General features: G+C 58.3%; 16 protein-coding genes. 3 read left to right on the forward strand and 13 right to left on the reverse strand.

The window, feature by feature from the left end; all coding sequences use genetic code 11:
- The 4 genes from ACEWQZ_RS06090 to ACEWQZ_RS06105 form a co-directional block, all read right to left on the reverse strand.
- On the reverse strand, positions 1-486 hold a 486-nt coding region (locus ACEWQZ_RS06090), incomplete at its 3' end, for a hypothetical protein (RefSeq protein WP_476482185.1).
- A 78-nt stretch (positions 487-564) separates the two neighbouring features.
- Positions 565-2,616, reverse strand: a complete 2,052-nt coding sequence (locus ACEWQZ_RS06095) for a TonB-dependent receptor family protein (protein WP_476482186.1) — start codon at positions 2,614-2,616, stop codon at positions 565-567.
- A gap of 68 nt (positions 2,617-2,684) precedes the next feature.
- Positions 2,685-4,283, reverse strand: coding sequence for a copper resistance CopC/CopD family protein (locus tag ACEWQZ_RS06100; protein WP_476482187.1), 1,599 nt, complete (start codon positions 4,281-4,283; stop codon positions 2,685-2,687).
- A 92-nt stretch (positions 4,284-4,375) separates the two neighbouring features.
- Complete coding sequence (locus ACEWQZ_RS06105; protein WP_476482188.1) at positions 4,376-4,885, reverse strand: YcnI family copper-binding membrane protein; 510 nt, start codon at positions 4,883-4,885, stop codon at positions 4,376-4,378.
- A 231-nt stretch (positions 4,886-5,116) separates the two neighbouring features.
- Between ACEWQZ_RS06105 and ACEWQZ_RS06110 the strand changes: the two genes are divergently transcribed.
- Positions 5,117-5,755: a hypothetical protein gene (locus tag ACEWQZ_RS06110; RefSeq protein ID WP_476482189.1), complete on the forward strand. Its 639-nt coding sequence runs from the start codon at positions 5,117-5,119 to the stop codon at positions 5,753-5,755.
- Between the two features lie 15 nt (positions 5,756-5,770).
- Positions 5,771-6,676: a ZIP family metal transporter gene (locus ACEWQZ_RS06115; RefSeq protein WP_476482190.1), complete on the forward strand. Its 906-nt coding sequence runs from the start codon at positions 5,771-5,773 to the stop codon at positions 6,674-6,676.
- A 158-nt stretch (positions 6,677-6,834) separates the two neighbouring features.
- Here the strand turns inward: ACEWQZ_RS06115 and ACEWQZ_RS06120 are convergent, their stop codons facing one another.
- The 9 genes from ACEWQZ_RS06120 to ACEWQZ_RS06160 form a co-directional block, all read right to left on the reverse strand.
- Positions 6,835-8,247, reverse strand: coding sequence for a M24 family metallopeptidase (locus tag ACEWQZ_RS06120; RefSeq protein ID WP_476482191.1), 1,413 nt, complete (start codon positions 8,245-8,247; stop codon positions 6,835-6,837).
- Between the two features lie 112 nt (positions 8,248-8,359).
- Positions 8,360-9,679: a M24 family metallopeptidase gene (locus ACEWQZ_RS06125; RefSeq protein WP_476482192.1), complete on the reverse strand. Its 1,320-nt coding sequence runs from the start codon at positions 9,677-9,679 to the stop codon at positions 8,360-8,362.
- Between the two features lie 91 nt (positions 9,680-9,770).
- Positions 9,771-11,030 (reverse strand): M20 family metallopeptidase, encoded by a 1,260-nt coding sequence (locus ACEWQZ_RS06130; RefSeq protein ID WP_476482193.1) that lies wholly within the window; start codon positions 11,028-11,030, stop codon positions 9,771-9,773.
- 33 nt (positions 11,031-11,063) lie between these two features.
- A complete protein-coding gene (locus ACEWQZ_RS06135) occupies positions 11,064-12,425 on the reverse strand; it encodes a M24 family metallopeptidase (RefSeq protein WP_476482194.1) in 1,362 nt (453 codons plus the stop codon).
- Between the two features lie 60 nt (positions 12,426-12,485).
- Positions 12,486-13,769: a M24 family metallopeptidase gene (locus ACEWQZ_RS06140; protein WP_476482195.1), complete on the reverse strand. Its 1,284-nt coding sequence runs from the start codon at positions 13,767-13,769 to the stop codon at positions 12,486-12,488.
- Complete coding sequence (locus ACEWQZ_RS06145) at positions 13,766-15,214, reverse strand: M20/M25/M40 family metallo-hydrolase (RefSeq protein WP_476482196.1); 1,449 nt, start codon at positions 15,212-15,214, stop codon at positions 13,766-13,768. Before ACEWQZ_RS06145 ends, ACEWQZ_RS06140 begins: the two co-directional genes overlap by 4 nt.
- 79 nt (positions 15,215-15,293) lie before the next feature.
- Entirely contained in the window at positions 15,294-18,350 is a 3,057-nt protein-coding gene (locus tag ACEWQZ_RS06150) for a TonB-dependent receptor domain-containing protein (RefSeq protein ID WP_476482197.1), read from the reverse strand.
- 121 nt (positions 18,351-18,471) lie between these two features.
- On the reverse strand, positions 18,472-20,199 hold the full coding sequence (locus ACEWQZ_RS06155) for an alpha/beta hydrolase-fold protein (RefSeq protein WP_476482198.1): 1,728 nt from the start codon (positions 20,197-20,199) through the stop codon (positions 18,472-18,474).
- A 950-nt stretch (positions 20,200-21,149) separates the two neighbouring features.
- Positions 21,150-22,409, reverse strand: coding sequence for a M24 family metallopeptidase (locus tag ACEWQZ_RS06160; RefSeq protein ID WP_476482199.1), 1,260 nt, complete (start codon positions 22,407-22,409; stop codon positions 21,150-21,152).
- 466 nt (positions 22,410-22,875) lie between these two features.
- On the opposite strand from ACEWQZ_RS06160, the gene ACEWQZ_RS06165 reads away from it, so the two are divergent.
- On the forward strand, positions 22,876-23,001 hold a 126-nt coding region (locus tag ACEWQZ_RS06165; protein WP_476482137.1), incomplete at its 3' end, for a transposase.

The raw sequence follows: 23,001 nt of genomic DNA on the forward strand, positions 1-23,001 counted from the left end.
ACGAGGCTTTGAAAAGGGGTAGTGTTTCACCCATGGCGTGTTCTCTTTCTGTCGTGGGATTAGTGCCTTAACACTCTGATTATACGACAGAAATTGACACGCCATACCTCTTTCTAGCCCGCATTGAAGAATAAGGGGGGACAACAGCAGGCTGGCGACCGAAATGCCGATGATCAAGGCAATCAGCCACCGGTGCGGCGATTGCTGCGCAAAACGCCAGAAGCCGAGCAGAATACAGATCGAGCTGAACGCGAAACACAGGTGATTGCCGACAATGAGCATGCTGTCGAGCACGCCATGCTCGGTGACAACGATGAACAGCAACAACCCCAGACCGTGCAAGGCGAGGCCCCAGGCCCACCAGTGCGTGCCTGATCGGTGCTCCTGACGATTGCCCGTCCAGACTATCAGGCCGGCCAGCGTTATCTGAATAATGGCTCTCGCCACCGCAAGCGTCGGCACATCGATCGACGACAGGGTCATCAAGGCATATTCCATCCGACGTCCGGGTCAAGGCCACCGGACTGCTGGCCCGGCAAGAATGTGGTTCAGATTCGCACCGGATCAATCATACGTCAGCTCGATGCCTACATAAACGCTGCGGCCGCTTCCGGGTTCGAACAGGGCGGCATCGGGTGCAGCCACATCGGTGATGCTGGCGCTCGCTATGTAGTTCCTGTCAGCGAGATTGCGCCCCTCGATGAACAGCGACAGCGCGTCCGAGCGCCAGCCTGCCGCCCGGGCGTTGAGCAGCGTATAGCTGGCGGTTTGCAGGCTGTTGGCGTTGTCCACATGGAAGGGCTTCGGCACCCACTCGAGTCCGGGGCCGATGAACAGCCCGCTGGTATGGGTATACAGCAATTCGCTGCGCAGATAATGACGCGGAACGCCCGGAATTCTGTTATTGCCCCAGACGGGGTCACTGTCGAAGTAAAAATCGTTATAGGTATAGGCCAGCTGCAGCTCCAGGCCGTCGGCCGGGGTGAGTAGACTCTCCGCCAGCTTCCAGCCCAGACCGGCCTCTGCGCCCTGGTGCACGGTCCGGTCGAGGTTGGTGGTTCGGTCACAGATGTTCCAAGCCGTCGACACACACTGAAACTCGTTGCTGATGCGCGCGTGATACACGGAGACATCCCACGACAGGCGGTCGTTGCCCCCGCGAGTACCCAGCTCGAACGTGGTGGCGCGCTGAACCTTCAGGCGTTCGAGCGCCGCCCGACTGTCAAACTGCATATCGTCGAACGTGGGCGGCTCACCGCTGCGCGAGATATTGCCGTACACGGCAAGCGATTGGTTCGGCTGCCACAACATGCCGAGCTTCGGATTGAACAACGCATAACTCTTGCTGCCGGACTCGGGCACCGGCTTGAACTGATCGGTGCGTTTGCGTCGGGTATGCAGATACTGCAGGCCGGCAATCAGAGACAGATCATGCGCCAGCTCGAGCCGGTTTTCGCCATACAGTGTGGCGCTGGCAGCCTTGTTGCGCACGGGGTCGGTAGGCGCAGCCTTGACGCCACCGTGATTCTCGAACTGCCGGGCTTCAACATCGCCGCCCGACAGAGTCAGCCCGAGCACGGCATGATTTTCACGGCCGGCCCATGAAGACTGATTTTCCAGGCGCGCATACAGGCCATAGTCGGTCCGGTCGTGGTCCAGGTACTCATAGATCGGATGATCGAGCTCGCTATACGACAGCCAGCCGCCGAGCTCATAGCGGGTATTGCCGCGCTCCATCACGGTTCGGTTTGCCAGGCGGGCACCATCGACATTGTGTTGCCAGTCGTCGACGATGTTGACAGCTGCGGCCTGCTCGGGGTGCGCCAGCGCCTGCCTGCGCATCAGCGAGCCGGGCAATTCCTGGCGGGCCCGCAGCCCGGAAAGATAGAACCGGGTCTCGGCCTGCGAACCCAGCTGCCAGCCGATATTGCCGCTGAGGCGCTGTGAATCTCCGCGGCTGTGGTCACGAAAGCCGTCCTGTCGCTGGGCCGAGGCAGTAATGAAACCATCTCCCCCGTCGAACTCCATGCCCGAACTGGCATGGGTCCGCAGCCAGCCGAAGCTGCCAATATCCACGCGGCCGCGGAAACGCTCAGCGTCGGCGCCGCCGGGAGTGACGAAGTTGATTGCGCCACCCAGCGTACCCGAGCCATAGCGCATGCCGTTGGCGCCCTTGTAGACTTCGGTATAGCGATATGCCGTCGGATCCACCCAGGAAAAGTCGCTGCTGCCGTCAGCGTTGTTCATGGGAACGCCGTCCTGATACAGGCTGATCCCGCGCAAATGATAATAGCGCGACAGGCCCGAACCACGAATCGACAAACGGGAGTCGCCGGCCCACTTGGGCTGCACGAATACGCCGGGGGTGAAATCCAGCATGTCCTTCATGGTGGCGGCCTGGGTTTCGCGCCACTCCAGATCGGAGACCAGCGCCACACCACCGGGAATGCGCTCGATGGCCTCCCGCGCCTGCTGCGTGCTCTGTACGGTCAGGGACGAGCCTTGCCGACCCTCGACCTCGATGCGGTCCAGCGTGTCGCCCTCATCCAGCCCTTCGGCGGCCCACAAGGCTGAAGACGCTACGACCAAAATGACGGCCGGGAAAACACTGGTCACCGTTGGGCTGATACAACGGCCGCCGGTTGCGCGACTCACTGGCTGATTCACTGACACGCTGCTCCTTTTTAGTTCATTGGCATGGAAACCTCGCCCGATATCCGCGTACGCTCGAAGTCCGTGACAAGCACCTCGACTTCGACCTGCCACTCCGGCAGCGCCGGCAGCTTGAGCTCGGGCACCTGCCAGCTTCCCTTGTCGGCGCCTGGATGAGCCTTGAAGCGCAAGCGCTCCAGGCCGGCCCTTTCGTTGGAGAAAGCGACCTGTACTTCCTGCGCCTCCAGGGGTGAACCGTCTTCGCCAAACAGTTGCAGGCGAAGCGTTCCGGCGGCATCGCCGTCGCCCGGACGAATCTCGATTTCAGCGCTGGTTCCAGCACTGTGGAGGTGGCTGGCCATGGTCGTCACGGGCAGCGCCGGCGCCAGGTTGCGCGGCGGCGGGGTAAAGCGCCACAGCGCCACCAACGCAAGCACCAGCACCACCACCATGACTTCCAACATGATAACGCGTCGCATTCGCACTTGGTAACCCGTGTCACCGCGCACCACGCCCGCCGTCAGGCGGTAACGATTGAACGCTCCCAGGCCCATCAGCAGACCTACCAGGGCGAGCTTGCCCAGCAGTATCCACCCGTAAGGCGTGCTCACCAGCGAGCGCAGATGATCGACCTGCAGAAAAGCGAGAACCACACCGCTGGCCACCAGCACCACCAGTACCCAGGGGATGACACCAGAGAACCGGGCCAACGCCGACCTGCGGCCGCCATGATGCGAGGCCAGTCGCCGCCCGAGCGGGAGCAGCGCGCCGGCCCATAACACCACCGCCACCCCGTGCAGCCAGACCGCCGGACGCGCCAGCCACTGCGGCGGTGCGATGCTGGCATGGCCGCTGACAGCCAGCGAAAACCCGGCCAGGGCAAGTGCCATCAGCACGGCCAGGACTTGCCAGCGCCGCCCGCCCAGCCGCGCACTCAGGGCCAGCCCCAGGGCAAGCAGGGCCAGGCCCGCCGAGGCACCGGGGCCGGATCCGACGGCGATGCGCCAGACCTGCCAGCGATGAACCTCGCTCAGCGGCAGGTCGAGCGCATCCAGACCGAACAGCCCGAGAGAACACCCCACCGCCCCAGCGCCCAGACAGATCAGCACGCTTGTCAGGCGCGATGCCTTGTGGGCGGCAGCATCGTCGAGGTCAAACAACGCGAAAAAAACTGCGCCGCCCAGGCCAAGGAAAAGACCGACATACAACAGCAGCCGGCTCAGCCAGATCGCGAACCCCCGAGCGGTGCTGCTCTGTTCTGAAACCTCCACTGCGGTGGTTGGCGCGCCGACCGAGAAAAGCAGGCTGCCGCCGATCGGATGACCATCGGCCGACACCACGCGCCAACTCAGCGCGTAGGTTCCGCGCTCATCCAGGCTCTCGGGCAGTGAAACCAGCACGGTTGCCTGCTCATGGGCGATATCTGCAAGCTCGATGCTCTGACCCGCCGGCGTGAGCAAGTTGACCTTCAGCGGTGAAACCGGTTCGTTGAAGCGCAGAACAACCTGTTCCGGGAAAGCGGCCAGTCGCGCGTCGTGCGCGGGTTGCGATTCGATCAGCCCCGCGTGCGCCAGTGCCGGCGGCGCCCACGACAAAGCCGACACCAGGCCAAGCAGGCCGGTGGCCAGCATCAGCAGCTTCCAGCCCAGCAACCTCGGGCCATGGGCGGGGAATCGCTCTGAACATTTGCATTCAGGGGCTGGCGGCAGGCGCGCCGCGCCGGTCACGCGCCGGATTCGATGCGCAGCAGGGGCGCGGGCGAGTCGGAGTTTTCATCCTTGTCGATCCAACGCTCGACGCCTTGCTCGCATTCCTGCACCACGGGCAGATACACCCGCTCTTGTTCGGCCAGATCTTCGGCCAGATAAACCATGAAGGCGAACTCGTCGAACTGGTCATCAGGCAGCGGCCCGCTGGTCCAGACAACTTCCCTGACGCCCGAAGTGATGCGGGCACCGTGCAGATGATAGGCCTGATCGTAGTCGCCCGGCACCATGTCCAGCTGCCACCCGGGCTTGGGCTGCGGCTTGACCGAAATCATGCCTTCGGGGATCTGCACGCGCAGCTTGACCGTGGCCGAACCGCCACAGCCGTGCGGAACACGCAGAACCGTCTTGTGGTAGCTCCCGGCTGCTGCCTGAGCCGTCTCGAGCGTCACATGTGCTGATGCCGTGTGCATCACGACCATGGCGACAGCCGCCAGGCCCGCCTGCAAAAAAATCTTCGCTTGCATTTCGGCTTCCTGCTTCTGGTGAGTTTGCCCTGGCGCACCGGGCGGTGCAGAATCGAACCTCAGGACCTGCTCGACATCTCGCAAATGACCTTGCGGGCGCAAGTGCCATCATTATAGCGAACCGTTCTCAGGGAGAAGACCCCGTCCGGAGCCGCGCAACCCATTCCCTTCAGTGGCCGGGTTAGTATCGATGGAGCAGGAATCCATGATTCAATCGGGAGGTGGTTGAAAATGAACAGACCAGAACACGAAGACCAGACCGCGCCGCCGGAGAGTGACCCGGGCAGCAAGCCGGCCAGCGCGGGGCCTGAATCAGGCGGCTCCGACGCTGCAAACACCTACATCGACCATGTGCGCAAAGTGATCATGCAGCCCGATGAGTACTTTCATCGCGACAACGGCGCCTCGCTCGGACTGGGGTTGATCAATCTTGGCGTCTTTCTGGGCATCACCTTTGTCTACATCTTCATGGCGCAGGTCACCCGTTTCAGCAGCTGGACGTTCAAGTTCGGCCACATCACTTCCGGCCTGCGGTCGGTGCTGGCCATCGGCATACCACTGGTGGTCGCGACTTACGCCCTGCGCTGGCTCGCCGGCCGCAACGACAGCCCGGCCCGAAGCACGGGCTTCTTTGCTGAAAAAGTGGGCGCTATCCTGATCCTTCCCAGCCTGTTGCTGGCCGCCGCCCTGATACTGAGGATTGTCGACTTCAACCTGTACTCGTGGTTCCGCAACGTCGAGATGACCATGGTCTACGTCGGCATTTTCCTCCTGTGCTATCTCCATACGACAAGGAACCGGATCGCTACGGCCGCCGTATTCACAATCGGCTTCTACTTTGCCTACCGGCTGGTGCTGCTACTGCTGTGATGCCGTAGCGCAAGCATGAGTCCACGCACGGCAGCATTGCACACCCGCCGCTGGTTCTGGCCGGTGACAATCGTCGCGGCCATTGCCCTGGTGGCGCTGGCCGGCCCGTTCTGGAGTTTTGTGCGGGCACGACCGCCGGTCTGGAACGCGCTGCTGGGAGGTTCAGTTGCAGCGCTCGCCACCGCCCTGGGTACCGTGCCGGCGCTGTTTTCAAAGACCCTGTCGGAACGGTTGCAGGACACCCTGCTGGGCTTTGGCGCCGGAGTCATGCTGGCCGCCAGCTCGTTCTCGCTGATTCTGCCCGGCCTGGAGGCGGCACAGCAGCAGGGCCTGTGGGGCGGCGGACCGTGGGCGGCCGGATCGGTGATCGGTGCCTCGATCCTGCTGGGAGCGGCGGCGCTGATGCTGCTCGACCAGCTTTTGCCGCACAAACACTTCATCAAGGGGCGCGAGGGTCTGGACGTGCCCGGCGCGCGCAAGCTCAGGCGCACCTGGCTGTTCGTGATCGCGATTGTGCTGCACAACCTGCCCGAAGGCCTGGCCATCGGCGTGGCCTACGCCGCACAGGACATCGCCAGCGCCCACGCGCTGGCGGCGGGCATCGCCATCCAGGACATTCCCGAAGGGCTGGTGGTGGCCGTGGCACTGCTGGCAGCCGGCTATCGTCGCAGCATCGCGATCAGTATCGGCATGCTCTCGGGCCTGGCTGAACCGGTCATGGCGGTATTCGGCGCCGCCGTCATCGGCCTGTCCTGGGCGCTGCTGCCCTGGGGCCTGGGCCTGGCGGCCGGGGCCATGCTGTTTGTCATCAGCCACGAAATCATTCCCGAATCACACCGCAAGGGCCACGAGGCCGCGGCCACCACCGGCCTGATGATCGGATTCGTGATCATGATGCTGCTCGATACCGCGATGGGTTGAAATCGGACCGGAGAGCCGCTCGACCATACTCACGACACGTGAGCCTGACATATTGATATTGAACGACAGGCGGCGTTGTGCATCCCGCCAGACGGCGTTACCGAAACTTGCTGTCGGGATGCACAGCGCAGCTGAATGCAACCTGGTTTGATGCCGGGTTAATAGCTTCGTACGGTCCAGATCTCGGTCTGCGGTCCGGTCATCCAGTGAAAAGTGCCATCCTTGTCCACCCAGCCATCTTCCTCCCGCCCCATGCTGAGGGTCTGGCCTTGCCACTCGGGAATTTCTCCCGTGACTGAAAACTCAATGGACCAGAACTCTGTGGGCCGCACCGGTTCCCGAGGGTGATTCCCATACCGCTCGGGCCAATCAGCGATCGCCCAAGCACCAGCGTCGTGTACCCAGTTGCCTTGAGAGTGAGAATAAAGAAGATTGGTGATCCCCGCTTCCCGCCCTCGAGCCTCGGCCCTGGCCTTCACATCCCGCCCCTCCACACCGGGCTTCAACTCCGCGGCGATAATTTCGGCCATCTGCGCTGACTGCGCGAAAAGAGCCTGCAGCCCTGCCGGGGGCTCGGTTTCACCAGGTCGGAGCACGTAAACCTGTTTTTGCTGATCGGTACCAATCCCCATGAGCTGAATACCGAAATCGGTGTGCAGCATGTCACCCGGCTGGATAACCACTGCCTGATGCTCACTCAAGCCCCCTTCCACCCCCTGTCTGTGGATCGTCACCGAAGTTGCGAAGTTCAGGCTCAGCTGCTGCTTCTGTACCTGATCGTTGAGCCAGAACATTACATCTTCGTTGGTAGTGACGCCGGGAGTGATGACCTCGTTGGAAAACGCGCGGCGGAGAAGATTCCAGGTAATCCAGCTGGCTTCGATGCTGATTTCCAGCTCGGCCGGTGTTCGATGAGAGATATAGTCAATCGCCAGCGGCTCGGCGGAGACAAACCGCGCTTCGTACTCCGACCCCAATGCATCCACCAGGTACTTATACCCCTCCAACGAGAGCCCGTCGGCCATGGTGATGGTTCGGGAGCGATTGATCGCAATAGTCTCGGGCGCCCGACTCTTGACATACTCCCGGAGGTGGGGGGCCAGTCCCTCCTGCCCGTAACCGTGACCCGATTCCGTGACATCAGGAAAAAAGGGCAATACATGACCGCGCACATGGGTGCCCAGCACAGTCCTTTCCAGGGGTTCTCCGGTGCCCGGATCGTAGAAGATATAGGCGTTTCGGTGGCCCGAAGCGGTATTGATATAGTCACCGAAAAGCTGAATCAGGGGGTCCGGGTCATTCTCCCTGGTATAGATAATCCACATATCCACACCGTGCTTCTGCATGAGGGGCTGCAACGTCGTCTCCAGCTTTTCCAGCTTGACAGCCAGCTCACGCTGCGTGCGCTCCTGGGCCAGCTGAGCCTCAACGGCCTGAGGAACCATAAGTGCGAGGCCAACCAGCAATACGCCAAAGCGCAGCGCCTTGCATGCCAACAGTCTCGAGCGCCACGCGCCGCGGGCTTCTACCAAGCCCCCGGCAACCGGACGCCATCTGAACAATCTCTGCATTCGGAACTACTCCACATGACTCACCAGGGCCGGTCTGGCCAGATTGCTGCAGGTAAACAACAAGGTCAGCCCGACGACCAAGGTAGCTGCCAAGTCAGCCACCAGTACTCTCTCAGCGTATCAACAGAACCCGCTGATTGATCGGATAAAGCCACTCGACACCACGCTCAGTGACGATTGCGTCGTCTTCCAGAGGAATCCGCAGCTTTTTTCCACCCCATTCAGGAATGGCGGTGTAGGCAAACAGTTCGATTGCGAACAAGGTGTTGGGCTGAATCGTATAGGTCATGCGCTCGGGGTTGAACCAAGCGATGGACGGACCGATACCATGTCCGAGATTGCCGACTGAGTGACAACCGATGATCACATCGATATCAGCAGGGTCATCTGTTGGCGAGTTGGCCTTAGCCATTACCGAAAACCCGGCGTTGTTGATCTCGTTGTTGACCAGGTCAAAAATTTCCCCAGCTGTCTTGCCCACGTGAATGTTGCGCCTGATCACCTCACGAACCCGACGCCCATTATCGAATGCCTTCTGGTAACTTTCAGGCAATCTGGTTTCGCCATCCTTGAGCACGTAGGCGTGGCGTTTCATGTCGGTATAGAAGTTCAGATAGCCGACGCCGAAATCCAGCGACAGGAAGTCTCCGGGCTGGATAATCCGATCAGTCGAGGTCGCTTCAATCCCATCCGGACCGGTTATGTATACAGACGGCATGCCGAATGAAGTACCGAGATTTTGCGCGAATTGCTGCTCGCGGATCCACCAGGCCACCTCCTCCAACGTGGTTTTTCCGGCGGTGATCACCTCGTTGGACAAAGCACGCTCGGCAATCACGCGCGACATTTCACCAGCAGTAGCGAAGCCAGCGATCTCGGTAGCAACGCGACGCGAGCGAAAATCCGAAGCGAGCTTCTGTGCCGACACAAAACGGGCTGCATACTTGTCACCCAACTCTCTGGTCAGTTTCGCCTTCGCCGTAGTGGTCAAACCGTTAGCACCCCCGATGTGTTCGGCAAAATTCAGAGCAATGGTCTGGGGGTCACGCTCGGAGACAAATTTCTTGAGGTCGAAATCAGAACTGTAGATGTCATAAGCACCATTTTCCTCAACCAGATAGGTGCCAATGCCCAAAGCGGCCCGTTCGATCCGATCGCCACCCCGATCGGTAAAAATATAGTATCCCCAGTCACCCGTGTAACCACGACCGAAGTCTTCCGTCAGAGGATCCTCATAACCCTCACGGTTAACTGTTATCCACATATCAACGTCATTTTCACGCATGACCTCTGGCAGCACCAGGTCAAACTTGTCCTGACGAATCTGATTCATGCGCTCCCAGCGTAACTGAGCTTCACCCTTGATTCTGGTATCTGCCATTGCTGCGCTGGTTAGCAGAAGAATGGAAAGTGCAGCTATCAAGATTCTCATGGACATGCTCCTGGATTTTCAGATGAATATGTTGACTACTAGAGGCAGCAGGTGAGCGCAGCAACGCAAAAACGGCCTGCCGAGCCGGCGCTCAAGGTGAGGGTGCCGAATCTCCGGAGCCCAAGGTCACGCCCAGCAGTGCTACGCTTTTTGCAGATCTGAGCATGGTCTCGATATCAGCCCACTCATCTGCAAATCCGCGACGCCCGCCGCGCTCGCCGCCCAGACCGATCGCCGGCGTTCCGGCCGCGATGGCAACATTGAGGTTGGCTGAGCCGGCATCCGTGTACTCGGGCGACACCCCGATCCGCATGGAAACGGCCTTCGACCACCTCACGAGGTCACTTTCGAGCGCTCCCGGAATTTGCCCACCGGGTACCTTGTTGACCGGCTCCAGCCTGAACCGGGTCTCGGTCTGTTGAGCAACGTCATCCAGAATCTCATCGACGGCGTCTTCAATTTCCGAAATTATCGCCGCGTCAAGCGAGCGTATATCCAGTGAGAACCAGCCTTCTGGGGGTTTGTGATTAAACACCGCGCCGCTTTGCAACATGGCAATATTGATGCGGGTCATGCGATCATCATGGCGCGCCGGTTGTGGCAGTCCGAGGATTCGGTCCACTGCACGTGAAATACCCAGATTGACGTTCGGCAAGCCCCCTCTGAGCGTATGCCCGGGCGGGCCGGTAGCGATGACCCTCCACCAGTGAATTCCAAGCGCGCCGTACGCTATGCTGCGCCCGTCGCCGAGAATGTCGACGAATGCTTCGGCCCGTCCTTTGTACTCATCGTAGAGCTCACGCATGCCGACCATTCCGGTTTCTTCCTGCGCAACGGCGGCGAAGATCAGATCATGTTCCGGCTCTACGCCGGAACTGATCAGAGCACGTGCCGCCGTCAGCATCGCTACGGTGGTCGAGGAGGTGTTGGTTCCCGGCCCTACGACCCGATTGCCCTCCACTGCCGGCGGTCTACCCCGTTCACGTTGATGCTCTGCTACTGTCTTGAGATCATCCAGGGTTGAAACAAATACGATGGCTTTGCCGGAGCGTCCTGCTATCCTGCCGACGGCATTGGGCGCATCAGTCACACGCACGTCAGAGAGACCGATCTCGCGCATTGCAGCAGCCACGCGCGTGGCTCTTTCCAGCTCTTTCCCCGATGGCGACTCGATGCCGCCGATATCAATCAACAAGCCCACCGCTTGGTCACGCCAATCGACGACGGCGTTCAACACTTCCTTGCTGACCGGCTCATCGAGCACGGTCTTTTCGGCAGCGCCAAGCGGCAGCGCCGCAAGCAGCATACCCATCAACGCAGTGAACAGTAAACTCTTGACAGTAGCACTCATTGTTGCATTCTCACATTGTTTTCTTGGTGGAAACTACCTTGTATTGTTCAGCCGAGGAATCAGCAACAATTCTGTTTGCCTGTCGTCGATGTAATAGAAGTCCTCCCCGGTGAAAAACCCATCCACTTCCAGCATGAAGCGAACCTCCTGGTTTCCCCACTCCGGCACAGGTTCGATTGCGTTCAGCTCGATGGAGTGCGCGGTATTTGCACGCAGCGGATAGTCACCGGTCCCCGGCGAGCCATTTTGCTGCTCCCAGGAGCCGATCGCAGGCCCGGCACCGTGGCCGTGGTAACCGATCGGATGCGTATAGATCGTGGGCTCAAGGCCGTTATCGATCGCTTCCTTGCGTGCTGCAAAAAGAATTTCGTTACCGCTGCGACCTTCTTTGAAGTTGTTTATCAGCGCGTCTTGTACCTTGTTTGCCGCGTAAAGCCCCTCGCGCAGGCCCTTGGGTGCTTCGCTTTCACGCGGCTTGAGAACGTAGGCCATCTGTTGGGTGTCCGTCTTGAGCCCCATATAACTCATGCAGAAATCAACGTGCAGCAGGTCACCTGGCTGGATCACGTTGGTGTTGTCAAAAACCATTTCTCCGATCTTGAATGTTGACTTTCCTTGGCGCTGAATACTCACGCTGGGCTGGCACCATGGCTGAACCTTCAGATCTGCCAATGTCTCTCGATACCACCAGACCACATCGTCCGTGCTAGTGACCCCGGGCGTGATCACTTCTTCTGACAGACCCCGCTCAACGATGCGATGCGCTACGCGCATGATGCTTTGATAGGTGTTCATCTCAGCGGCTATGCGTGTCTCCAGCCACCCGATGGCCAGCGCATCATGAGAGACCAGGCGCCTGGAATACTCAGCTCCAAGGGCGGATTGCAATTGACGATACTGGCTGACCGACAGGCCGTCAGCGAGAGCAAATGTCTCGGAGACATTGATGGCTATCTGATCCGGGTTTCGCTCACGCACAATCTCGGCGACGCGCGCCCACTGATCCGGCTGCGCATCCGGATCCCAGGCCGATGGGAATATATTGCCTACGGGGTATCTTGCGATCGCCATCCGCTCGACCCCGCCGCTCTCGCCACGATCATGAAAGATCAGCACCATCCGCCTGCGTGCCGACATCCAGGTCGCCGGCAACATGGTCTCGAGAACCGGATCCTCATTATATTCACGGGCGATGATGATCCACATATCCACGCCGTTTTCACGCATCAGTTCAGGTACCAGTTGGTCCAGTCTCTGTTCCAGCCACCGGTTCTGAACCTCCGCACGATCCCGCAGATCGGGCAGCCCGGGCATGGATGAGTTTGCAGCGTATCCACCGCTGCAAGCCAACGCCATGCCGATGCAGAGCAATACCAGTTCAATACGAAATCTCATAATCTTCATCTCTTGTTGTAATGATGCTTACTCAACGGGGCTGTCCTGAAGCCTGGCGTGCTAGCTCATTGGATCATCGATACTCGATGGCGGCTCGGAAAACCAGCGGGGCCCCTGCTCCGTTATATACAGGCAATCCTCGAGCCGCACTCCATATCGACCGGGAATATAGAGCCCCGGCTCGTTTGACAGACACATATTCGGCTGCAATGGAGTTCTCTCGTTGCGAACAAAGTTGATCGGCTCATGGATGTCAAGACCAATGCCATGACCTGTTCTATGAGAAAGTCCTGGAAGCTTGTAACCGGGGCCATAACCAAGTTCTTCGTAATATTCGCGCACCGCGTCATCCACGGCCCCTGCCGGGGTCCCGGCCTGCGCTGCCTCGAAAGCTATCTGCTGGCCTCGGTGCACATGGTTCCATAACTTTCTCTGCGCCGCGTCAGGCTCACCGAAAACGAATGTGCGGGATATATCGGAATGATATCCGCCTACCGTACAACCAAAGTCCATCAAGACGACTGAGCCATCGTCGATCTGCTCGGGCACCTTGGAACCATGCGGCAGGGCGCTGCCTTTACCGATCTGCGCGCCACCGCCGGGTTGGTCACTGCCAAGAGCTGTCTGAGCCTGATACATCAACCGAATGATGTCTTCGCGCGTCATACCGCGTTCAATCAGGGGATATACGGCCTGATAAGCGCGAATGGTTATGTCGCTGGCGAGTTTCATGAGCGCAATTTCCGCGCTGGACTTGATCATACGGCAGGCATTGACCTCGTCACGGGCCGATGTCAGCGTCGCATCGGGAGCACTTGCGGCCAATCGATGAGCGACGAAATAGCGAACGGACTCATCAAGGGCGATATCACTATCCGAAAGCGACTGCTTTTTCAGCCAGTCAGACAGCAGCCTGAATGGGTCCTGGTCCTCTTCCCAGGTAATGATTTGTGCTGATCCGGGTAGCATCTCCTTGAGCCGGCTTTCTTCGAAAGACGGAGTAATGAACGTCATTTCGCCTTCAGCCGGAATGATCGCCGCTGTCAGCCTCTCGCTGATCCACCATTTGACGCCGGTAAAGTACTCCAGCGTGCTGCCTGGTTCAATCAACGCCATGCCATGGCCTTGTTTGCGCAGCAGCGCACGCAGTTTTCTTCGCCGTGCTTTTCGTTCAGCGCCGCTGATGAAAGTGGCGCCATCGGTCATCGGCTTGAGCCCTTCCAGACCCGACTTTGGCGGGCTGGACTCTGCTGCCCTCAACGCTCCCCAACCGGCTACGCCGCTACCCAGCAGCGTCAGAACAGCGCTGGATTTAAGAAATCTTCGTCGTGATTCAGCAGTCATTGGACTGTACCGCCGCCCAGGGTTCGAATGACGTAATCCCAATAGTCCATTTCCCGATAAAAGGACTCAACCGGGATCCTTTCATTAGGAGCATGGGCACGGCTGTCATCCGGTCGAACCAGAGCCAGACTGCCAGCGCCATATGTCGGTATTCCTGCCACTCGATACTCTCGGCCCTCGGTGCCGCCGGAAGACATGACTGGCTGCAGCGTCATTCCCGGGTAATTCACCTCTACGCCTTGCTGGAGAACTTCCAGCACATCTGCCCGAATGGGAGACGCTGGGCTCTCGACCGTTTCACCAAGCTCGGTGATCCTGACCTCTGGGTTATCGATTGCTCGAGCGAGCTCCGAACGCACGTGATCGAGGCCACCGGTGTCGGGCAAGATTCGGCAATTGACCGTTGCTTGAGCGTCTTGAGGGAGCGCATTTTCCGCATGCCCTGCCTCCAACATGGTCGCAACGCAGGTTGTCCACAACATGTTGGAAAACTGCGGATAGCGCTTCATGGTTTCGATTGCGCCCTTGTCGGCCGGGTCCTGCAGCAGTGCGTCAAGTGCACGCTCGACCTCGCCCCCCTCGCGCTTTGCCGTTGCCTTGGCCATGGAGCGAGTGATCTCGTTGAACTGCACAGGGAACTGCAGCGTCTCAACTGCGAGCAGAGCACGCGCAAGGTCATAGATAGCATTCTCGGGCTTGGGCGCTGAACTATGTCCACCCGGGTTCGTTGTTGACAAGGAGAAAGTTGCGTATGCCTTCTCTGCGGTTTGCATGGTAAACGCCAGGGGTTCTCCATCGGCGGATATACTGCCCCCGCCGGCATCGGAGTTGAGCGCAAAATCAGCACTCTTGACCACGGGGTTTTCGAGAATCTTGCGGGTTGTCAACATCCCGGTTTCTTCGTCACCTGAGAACGCCAGCACCAGCTCACGTTCGGGCTCGAATCCGGATTGCTTGAGATTGATAAACGTTGACACAAGCAAAGCTACGCCGAACTTGTTGTCTTGCGCTCCGCGACCGTAGAGATAGCCATCGATCATCTCCGGGCTATAGGGAGAGGTGTCCCAGTTCTTTGGCAAGGCGTCAACAACGTCCATATGCGCCATGAAAACAACGGGATCAAGCTCGGGCGAATCTGACAAAGCTCGATAGCGGACAATCAAACCACTGACATCCTCTCCATCGATGTTCAGAGGAACTTCGATGATGTCCTCCTCCGGAAAACCCGCCTCACGCAATATGGACGTCAGGTGATCTACCAGGGCAGGAAGTTGGCCGTACCCCTTGGCAGTGCGATAGGGAATCATATCTTTAAGTAAAGATAACGCTTCATCCTTTTTCTGCTTGCTGACTTGACTGAAACCTGCCGTCGGCAGTGCCAATGCAAGTGAAACGAGAGCAACAAGGGTCAGAAGCCGGCTTGTAGCACGACAAGACAATCGCATGACGGGTCCTCCAAAGCTTGATGATTAAAGCAAGGGAGCGGAGTGCATGAACACTCCGCTCCCTCACCGTTACCGCTGCTTACGGTTGATAGGTGATACCGAAGAACACGGTTCGGCCCACGGCATCATAGAACTGCGGATACGTATTGCCGTTACCGCCATCCTCGATAGCCGCCGTCGTAGTCAACGGTGGATCACGGTCCAGCAGATTGTTCACACCAAGGACAAGCGAAACCTGGTCCGAGAAGTAGTAGTTCGCGGAAAGATCAAAGTAGTTCCTGGAACCCAGGGACTTGTTGACTTCAGCGTAGCTACCTTCCAGTGCAGGTTGCGAACTGGTCTGGGCAATATCCACAGAACTCGTATGGCGCCATGTGAGAAACACCGACAGATCAACTGGCGTTGTCCATCCGGCGCGGATCTTGTGCCGCCACTCGGGGCGTGGTCGGCCGCACAGACCACCATACAATCCCTTACAGTCGTAAACGTCCTCGCTGGGGGAGTTGGGCAGCGGTGTCGACTTGAACTCATCCACATAGGTGCCTACGAAGTTCAATCCGATATCACCCATATCCCCGATCCCGAAACGATAGTCGGCTGAAAGGTCCACGCCAGTGGTGTCAAGCGATCCGGTGTTGATATTGAATCGCTCGAAGTATCCGTCGTCGAACAGGAACAGTGACCCACCCTGACCGCGTTGAATCAGGCCGCAGAAGTACGGGTCGCCAGTCTCAAGGCAGTTATTCATTGCCAGATTGGGGTTGACGCTACCAACGAGGTCGCTCACCGAGATATCAAAGTAGTCGGCTGACAACGTCAAGCCCTCGAGAAAATAAGGACTGTAGACCAATCCCAGGGAATACGTGTCTGCTTTTTCCGGCTGCAGATCAGGGTTGCCTCCGACAATGGTGTTGAACTGACCAGCCGGGTTGTCCTGAATATTCCCGTACTGCGCTGGCGTGACACCGGTGCGCGCGCACTCTTCCATTGACGCATAAGGGTTTGCGCCTGAGCAGGGGTCGAAGCTACCGTTGGGCAATTCTGTCAGCTCGACCTCGAACTTGTTCTGGCTGGAAAACAGCTCGATCACGTTGGGCGCACGCACCGCTCGCTGGTAGCTCGCGCGAACTCGCAGCGAGTCCGTGGGTGACCAGTCCAGACCGAAGCCGTAGGTATCAGTAGTGAAATCAGTGCTGTAGTCCGAATAGCGATAGGCTGCCTCAAACCCGAGTGAATAGATCAAAGGCATGTCGGTCACGAGGGGCACATTGACCTCTGCAAAGAACTCCTTCACATCGACATCGCCTTCGACTGGCATCTCCGGGGTGCCTGCGTTCTGGTAGATTTCATCGGGCACATACTCGAGCGAGTTCTTGCGGTATTCAAAGCCTGCCGCAACACCGACCCCGTAATCGCTCCATGGCATCTGAACACCATAATCACCCAGGTCACCATTAGCTGACAATACGATGTTGGTGAGAGACGTATCGCCGGTAATTCCCTTGTTTTCCAGGACATACTGGGTCGCCTGCTGCGAAGCGCCGTTAGGACCAAAATAGTCCAGGGGGAAGCACGCCGGGTCGTCGTTATTCGGATTGGCATCAGCGTTGATCGAGCACACCGGCTGCCCGAAGGTGGAAGATGACGGCCGCATGTCGGTGACCACATTCAAGGCGTTACCAAGGCGCTCGAAGTTGGCATCCCCAGTGAAGCGGCTACGATATGAAACGTTCGAATACGAGCCGAAAAAGTCATACTCGAAGTTGCCGAACAACTTGCCGGTACTGCCAAGCACAAGACGGTGAGTCTGGTGGCGGAGGTCATCTTGCCGCGGACCACCCTCGAGGTTGCGGCGTCGCAACAGAATGCCTTGGGCGATATCATCGGGCCCGAGATAGTTGCCATCGGCATCATAATTGCTGCCAGTGGAAAAGCCGGCAGCCGAGCACAGGAAATCGGCCTGCTGATCACTCAGCAATGGGTTGTCACAATTGAGGCCACCTCTTCTTCCCTGAATTCCACCCGAGACCGTGCCGGGCGCAATCTGGGCTACCGAGCGGTCATCCATGAAGCTCATCTCGAAATACGGTCTGGCATATTCATTCAGTTCGAGATGCCCCATCGCACCCATCGACCGTCGTTCATCCGGGCGCTGATAGTAGTTGAAGGGCGCAAAGTTGAAGACGTGGCTGCCTTCTTCAAACCGACCATCGTTAACCCGGAACCCTGTCGGCACATCGGGAATACCCAGGGAATTGGAGAGGTTTGCCGGGTGGGCGAAGCCCGATCCGCTACATGAGAGCTGCTCACCCCTGCTACCGGTCGTGCCCAGGGCGCAGGAGGAATAGTCTCTATCACTCTGGATGATGGGATCCACTTTGCGATAACTGGCGTAGGCGGTGATATTGCCGCGCCCACCTGCAGTATTGGTGCCCATGACAACAGAGTATTCCGCACCGAAGCCATCCCATTCGGAGCCATCCGGAACCGGGTAGTTGTTGGCTCGGTTCAGCTTCTGAAGCTTTGTATTACTGTTGTTATGCTGCGCCGAATTGAGGTTGGCACTGAGCTTGATGCCCTCGAAATTGTCAATCAGTTTGAAGTTGACAACCCCTGCGATGGCGTCCGAACCGTAAACGGCTGATGCGCCGCCAGTCAGCACCTCGACGGACTGAATCAGCATCGAAGGCACCTGATTCAAGTCCGACGGCACGGAAATGGGGGAGCCATACGGGAGGCGGCGGCCATTGACAAGGACCAGCGTCCGGTCGGGGGAAAGGCCACGCAAGTCAACCTGGGCGGTACCGGTAGCCTCATTGGAAGCAGCACTTCCCTGTAGCGCAGACACCTGTGGAAGCTGGTTCAGAAGATCCTCGGTCCGAATGGTGCCCCTGGTCTGGAACTCTTCTGAGGTCAAGGTAGTAACGGGACTGACGCTTTCCACGTTTGCCGAACGGATCCGGGACCCCGTTACTACAATCACGTCCATATTCTGTTCTGAAGTTTCCTCAACCCCGTCAACAGACTCCCTGGAAGCGTCGTCGACATCGGTATTTTGGGCTAAAGCTGACGAACCGAGCGCCGCGCTAATCAGCGAGGCTATCGCCAGCGTGCTGGTCCTTTTTAGTGTTTTCATTGAGCCTCCTGCTCTTTTGGATTTAGGCCGCAAAACTCCCACGACCGATTGATCAAAATGATTTGTGAGGGCCCCTCAGAGAATTGCGAATCCCCAAGACAACCCGTGTTCCTTGTAAAACTCAGTCATATCTCCAGCTCTTCAAGTCAGCTCCCTCCGGTGCGGTTTTCTCCATGCGATCCAGAATGGTCGGCAAGTAAAATGTGTTGTAGCGAAGCCGCGAAACTGCGTTCGAGTTGTTGTGGTCACCGTTCCAGCAGTGCTCAGCACGGTCGCCATAGTCGACAACGCCCTCATAGGGGGGATCTGCCTTTTCCAGAAAGTCTTCGGTCAGGTAAACAGCGTTGTTCAGGTAGTAGTTATCCATGTCGCCGACATAGATATGAATTTTTCCCTGCAGCTTCGGTCCCAGCTCTTCCCAATCGCGTTCCATGATGTAGCGCAGGTCGTAATTCTCGCGCCAGTACTCGGCAACGTCTTTATTGATCTGCCCTGTGCGCTTATCCCAGATGCGCTCCGGGTAGCCATCTTCACCATTCGGTGAAAATACAGCCTCCCACACATCCCACTGCGCACCCGAGCGGGTCTTGTCGCCAAGAACCAGCTCCCAGCGATTCTCGCCCTCCATCGTGCGCGAGATGTTGCCCAGGTAATCGCGCTGGGCAGGACGGTCAATTTTCCCGAAGGGCCCCTTGCGGTAGTAGGCGTTCTCATCCTCATAAATGTTGACTGTCATGAACTCACGGAAATCAATCGGATCAGGACAGGCCGCGAACGCTCCGTTGTATTCTTCCGGGTATTTCACCTGAACGCCGAGCGCTTCCCAGCCACCGGTTGAGCCGCCATATACAAACCGCGCCCAACCCTCACCCAGGCCGCGAAATTCCTTTTCAATAGCGGGAACAAGCTCATAGGTTATGGCGTCGCCATAAGGTCCGATGTTGGCCGAGTTGACCGCATAACTGTCGTCGTAATACGGGTTGCTGTGGTCGATTTCCACAATCAGCATGCGCGGCGCGTCTTCGGAGATCCAGAACTTGTAGAAGTCATATGCTTCTTGTTCTTCAATGTGGTTGTAGCAGTCGAGATCGAAACGCTCGCTGTATACGCATTCGGCATCAGGGTCCGGAGGGGTGGTACGAAAACCGCCGAAGTCCGCCGGGAAGTGTCCATGGAATATGGCCAGCGGGAACCGAGCCTCGGGGTGTTCATCAAATCCCCGTGGCACCAGCACGTGCGCACGCAGATAGACATCGGTACCCCAGAACTCCGAGAGCAGCTCGCTGCGAATTTTCAGGTGACGAACGAACTCGGTGTCTTCTGGCTCTTCGATTGGGGGATTGACCTCGCTGAGGTTGATCTTGATCTTGCCGTCGCTTTCGGGATCAAAGCGAACCTTGACGGGATTACTGAAAAGATTGCCTGGCTCTTTTCTCCAGTTCTGACCCGCGCCGCGTGCAGCTGGCAGCTTGACGGTTTTGCCATTAGCAAGGTTGAACGTGTCATATTTGTGCAACACCGCCTGGGCGTAATACTCACCTGCGGGCACATCACTCAAGCTGCGTGCAGGAAAACCCAGCACCTCATCACCAATGCTGACCGACTGCCCTCGTTTCAAGCCGTCGATATTGATCCCGAAAACCTGCGCAGCGTCGAAGCTCCCGCTCACCTGATATCGCGGTTCTTTTTCATCATCAACCGCAAGTATCAGGATCATCCGGCCGTCATAAGCCTTCTCGTCAGCAGATTTCGGCACTTGCAGCTCGAAGTCATGAGCGTGTGACTGCACCCCTGCAAGCAGCAGGCCGCCTACCAACAACGTCTTGACCAGGATCTGATTCCACTTCATATTCGCTCTACTCCACGTTATCTGTGCACCTTGCGCGTCAACCCCGCCCCATGCACTGTTGTTTGATTGCAGGTTGTTTTTTTTACCTTTCTTTCCTCACCGGCTCCCCTGAGCACTTCGTCAATTCGGCAATGTCCCTCGCACCGTCTGTCGGAAAATCCCAGCGCATACGCAAGCGACTGGATATCAATCCCGAACGCGACCACTGCTCGCGCAGCGCCGTGACAACCTGATTTCCCTCAGCGCCCCCGACAGACCAACGCGGTGCACGTCGGGCATCGCAGAAAGCTGCCAGGTGGCTCGTTGGATTACGGCGGGCGGTAATGGGCTCACCGCGGAAGGCGGTTGGGGAATGAGGTAAAAAACGATTTCTCTGGGGGGCAAGCGGCGACTGAGGTCTCAACGAACGATATCGCCATTGGGTCATGTCGCCTGCCGTGTCGCGCGGTAGCCGAATCCTTTCGCTGGAGTGCTTCAGGGACATAACTAATCAGTTTTTAATTAATGTGATTTGCAACGTACCCTGATTAACATATTTTTGCAACTGATTATTGCAATGGATTTTGCGCATTCATCACGATCCCGCGCTGGCAGGCCAAAAGTGTGATGAACACAGATGAAAGACGAATGGAATCAGCGACTCACCGGGAATTCGGCGAACACTTCGAACGGGATTGGCGCTTTGAAAGTGCAGATGAAACGGGGGTTGTAGCTGATCGCCATCGCCACCAATACGTTGCAGGCGACCCACTGAAAGCGCGCCTACGCCTGTAAAAAAGCCGATGAATCAGGCGGCCGGCAGGCTTCGATCAGATCCATGGACAGCCGTTTCACATCGACCGAGACACACCGACGACACGGGCGTCGATCTCAGAAAAGCCGCCGGAGATGGCCAGCGCCCGGGCATCTGCCTCTCGCCCGGGCGCTGATCCGGATCCAGATGGTTTCCGCTAGCGGATGAGGTAGAAGGACTCCTGGCGGCCCAGTACCCAATCCCAGCCCTCCTCGGTCAGGATGGCGTCTTCCTCCATGGAGAACATGACCCGCTGGTCACCCCACTCGGGAACGGGATGAACCACGTTGAGCTCGACCGAGTGCCAGGTATTGGCCCGGTAGGGAAGCTCGCCGCGTACGGGCACACCTTCCTGATAATCTGTCATTCCAAGAGGAGCGCCAGCACCGTGGCCATGGTAGCCAATCGAGTGCCAGTAAACGGTTGCATCGAGCCCCTCCTTTTTGGCTCGAGCCAGCGAAGCGGCCAGCGCATCGTTGCCCTTGCGGCCAACGCGAGCCTCATCCATGGTGATTTCCTGCAAGCGCATGGCAGCACGCAGGCCAGCGTTGAGCCCGGCGGGCGGTTCCACTTCACCCGGGCGCAGCACGTAGGCATTGTGCTGGGTGTCGGTGGCAAAACCCAGGTACTGAATGCCGAAATCGGTCCACAGCATGTCCCCGCGCTGGATGACCGCATCACCGCTGAAGCGCCCCTCCACGCCGCGACGCTGAATGCCGATGGAAGGATGGAACCAGCCCTCGAGGCCGTACTCGGCTACCTGCTGACGCATCCACCAGCGCACGTCATTGGCGGTGGTTACCCCGGGCACGATCACCTCATTGGAGAACGCTCGACCGATAACCGAATGCGCAACACGCATGATGTGACGGTAAGCGTCGGTTTCTTCGGGCAGACGCGCCTCCAGCCAGCCCACGGCCAGCATTTCGGCGCTGACGACGCGATCACGGTACTCATCACCCAGCGCCTCGAACAGGGCGTCACGCTGAGTGGCCGTCAGACCGTCGGCATGGTTCCAGCGCTCGGAGGTATTGATACCAATACGGCGCGGATCACGCTCTTCGATGAGCTGACGCAAGCCCTCGAACTGCTTTTCGTTATGTGTCGGCACCACGGTGTACAGCCCCTGGTAATCAAACCGACCGACAGACATTGTCTCCACGCCCTGGCCTTCGCCGCGATCGTGGAATACGAGAATGGTGCGACGCCGCGACGAGTAGGTTTCGAAGGGCGCCAATGAGCGGAAAACCGGATCATCGTTGTATTCGCGAGAAATGACGATCCACATATCAATGCCCTCGCGGCGCATGATTTTCGGGAGCACCGTTTCGAAACGCTTCTCCAGCCAGCCACGCACAAGCTTTGCCTGCTCTCGGTGAGTCAGAACGCGCTCTTCGGGAACAAAGGCCGAGGACATCGGAAGAACATCACCGGGTCGATAAGCGCCACTTCCCTCGGCGCTGTTACCTGCAATCGGCGAGACAAACAGAGCCGCAGCCAGGGCGCCTCCGCATAGCCGGGTGCAGCATTTGCGGATGCTGAAACCAAACGTCATATTGAATTTCCTTGTTGACTGGAGTTTGACGGGATCGGGGCAAGCAGAACGCGTTGCAGCGACTGAACCCCGCTCGATCATGGGCATCTACCCACTCATTTTTTCCGGATTGAGCGAAAGAGTATAGACACCCTGCCCTCGAGATTCCATAAGCATATTCATTCGGGTTTTAAAGCGGGCCTATTACTTGCAAGGGCAAAGTAACGTTCCAATCAGCAAACAAAATCAGGATCCAGGGCTAAGTAGCTCGCCTGGAGGGTCCCCTCTGTCAGGATAGTTGTCGCCTCCTCTAAAATGGTCTCTAAGAGGGGGTGGACAGGAGCTGACAGTGAAGTATTCAGAAGAACGCAGACGGGCCGTGCTGGCTAAGCTTTGCCCACCGCACAATCGCTCGGTGCGAGAGGTTGCCGCCGAGGAAGGCGTTTCGGAAGCGACCCTGTACAACTGGCGCAAG

The sequence above is a fragment of the Wenzhouxiangella sp. YN1 genome, from assembly GCF_056324145.1.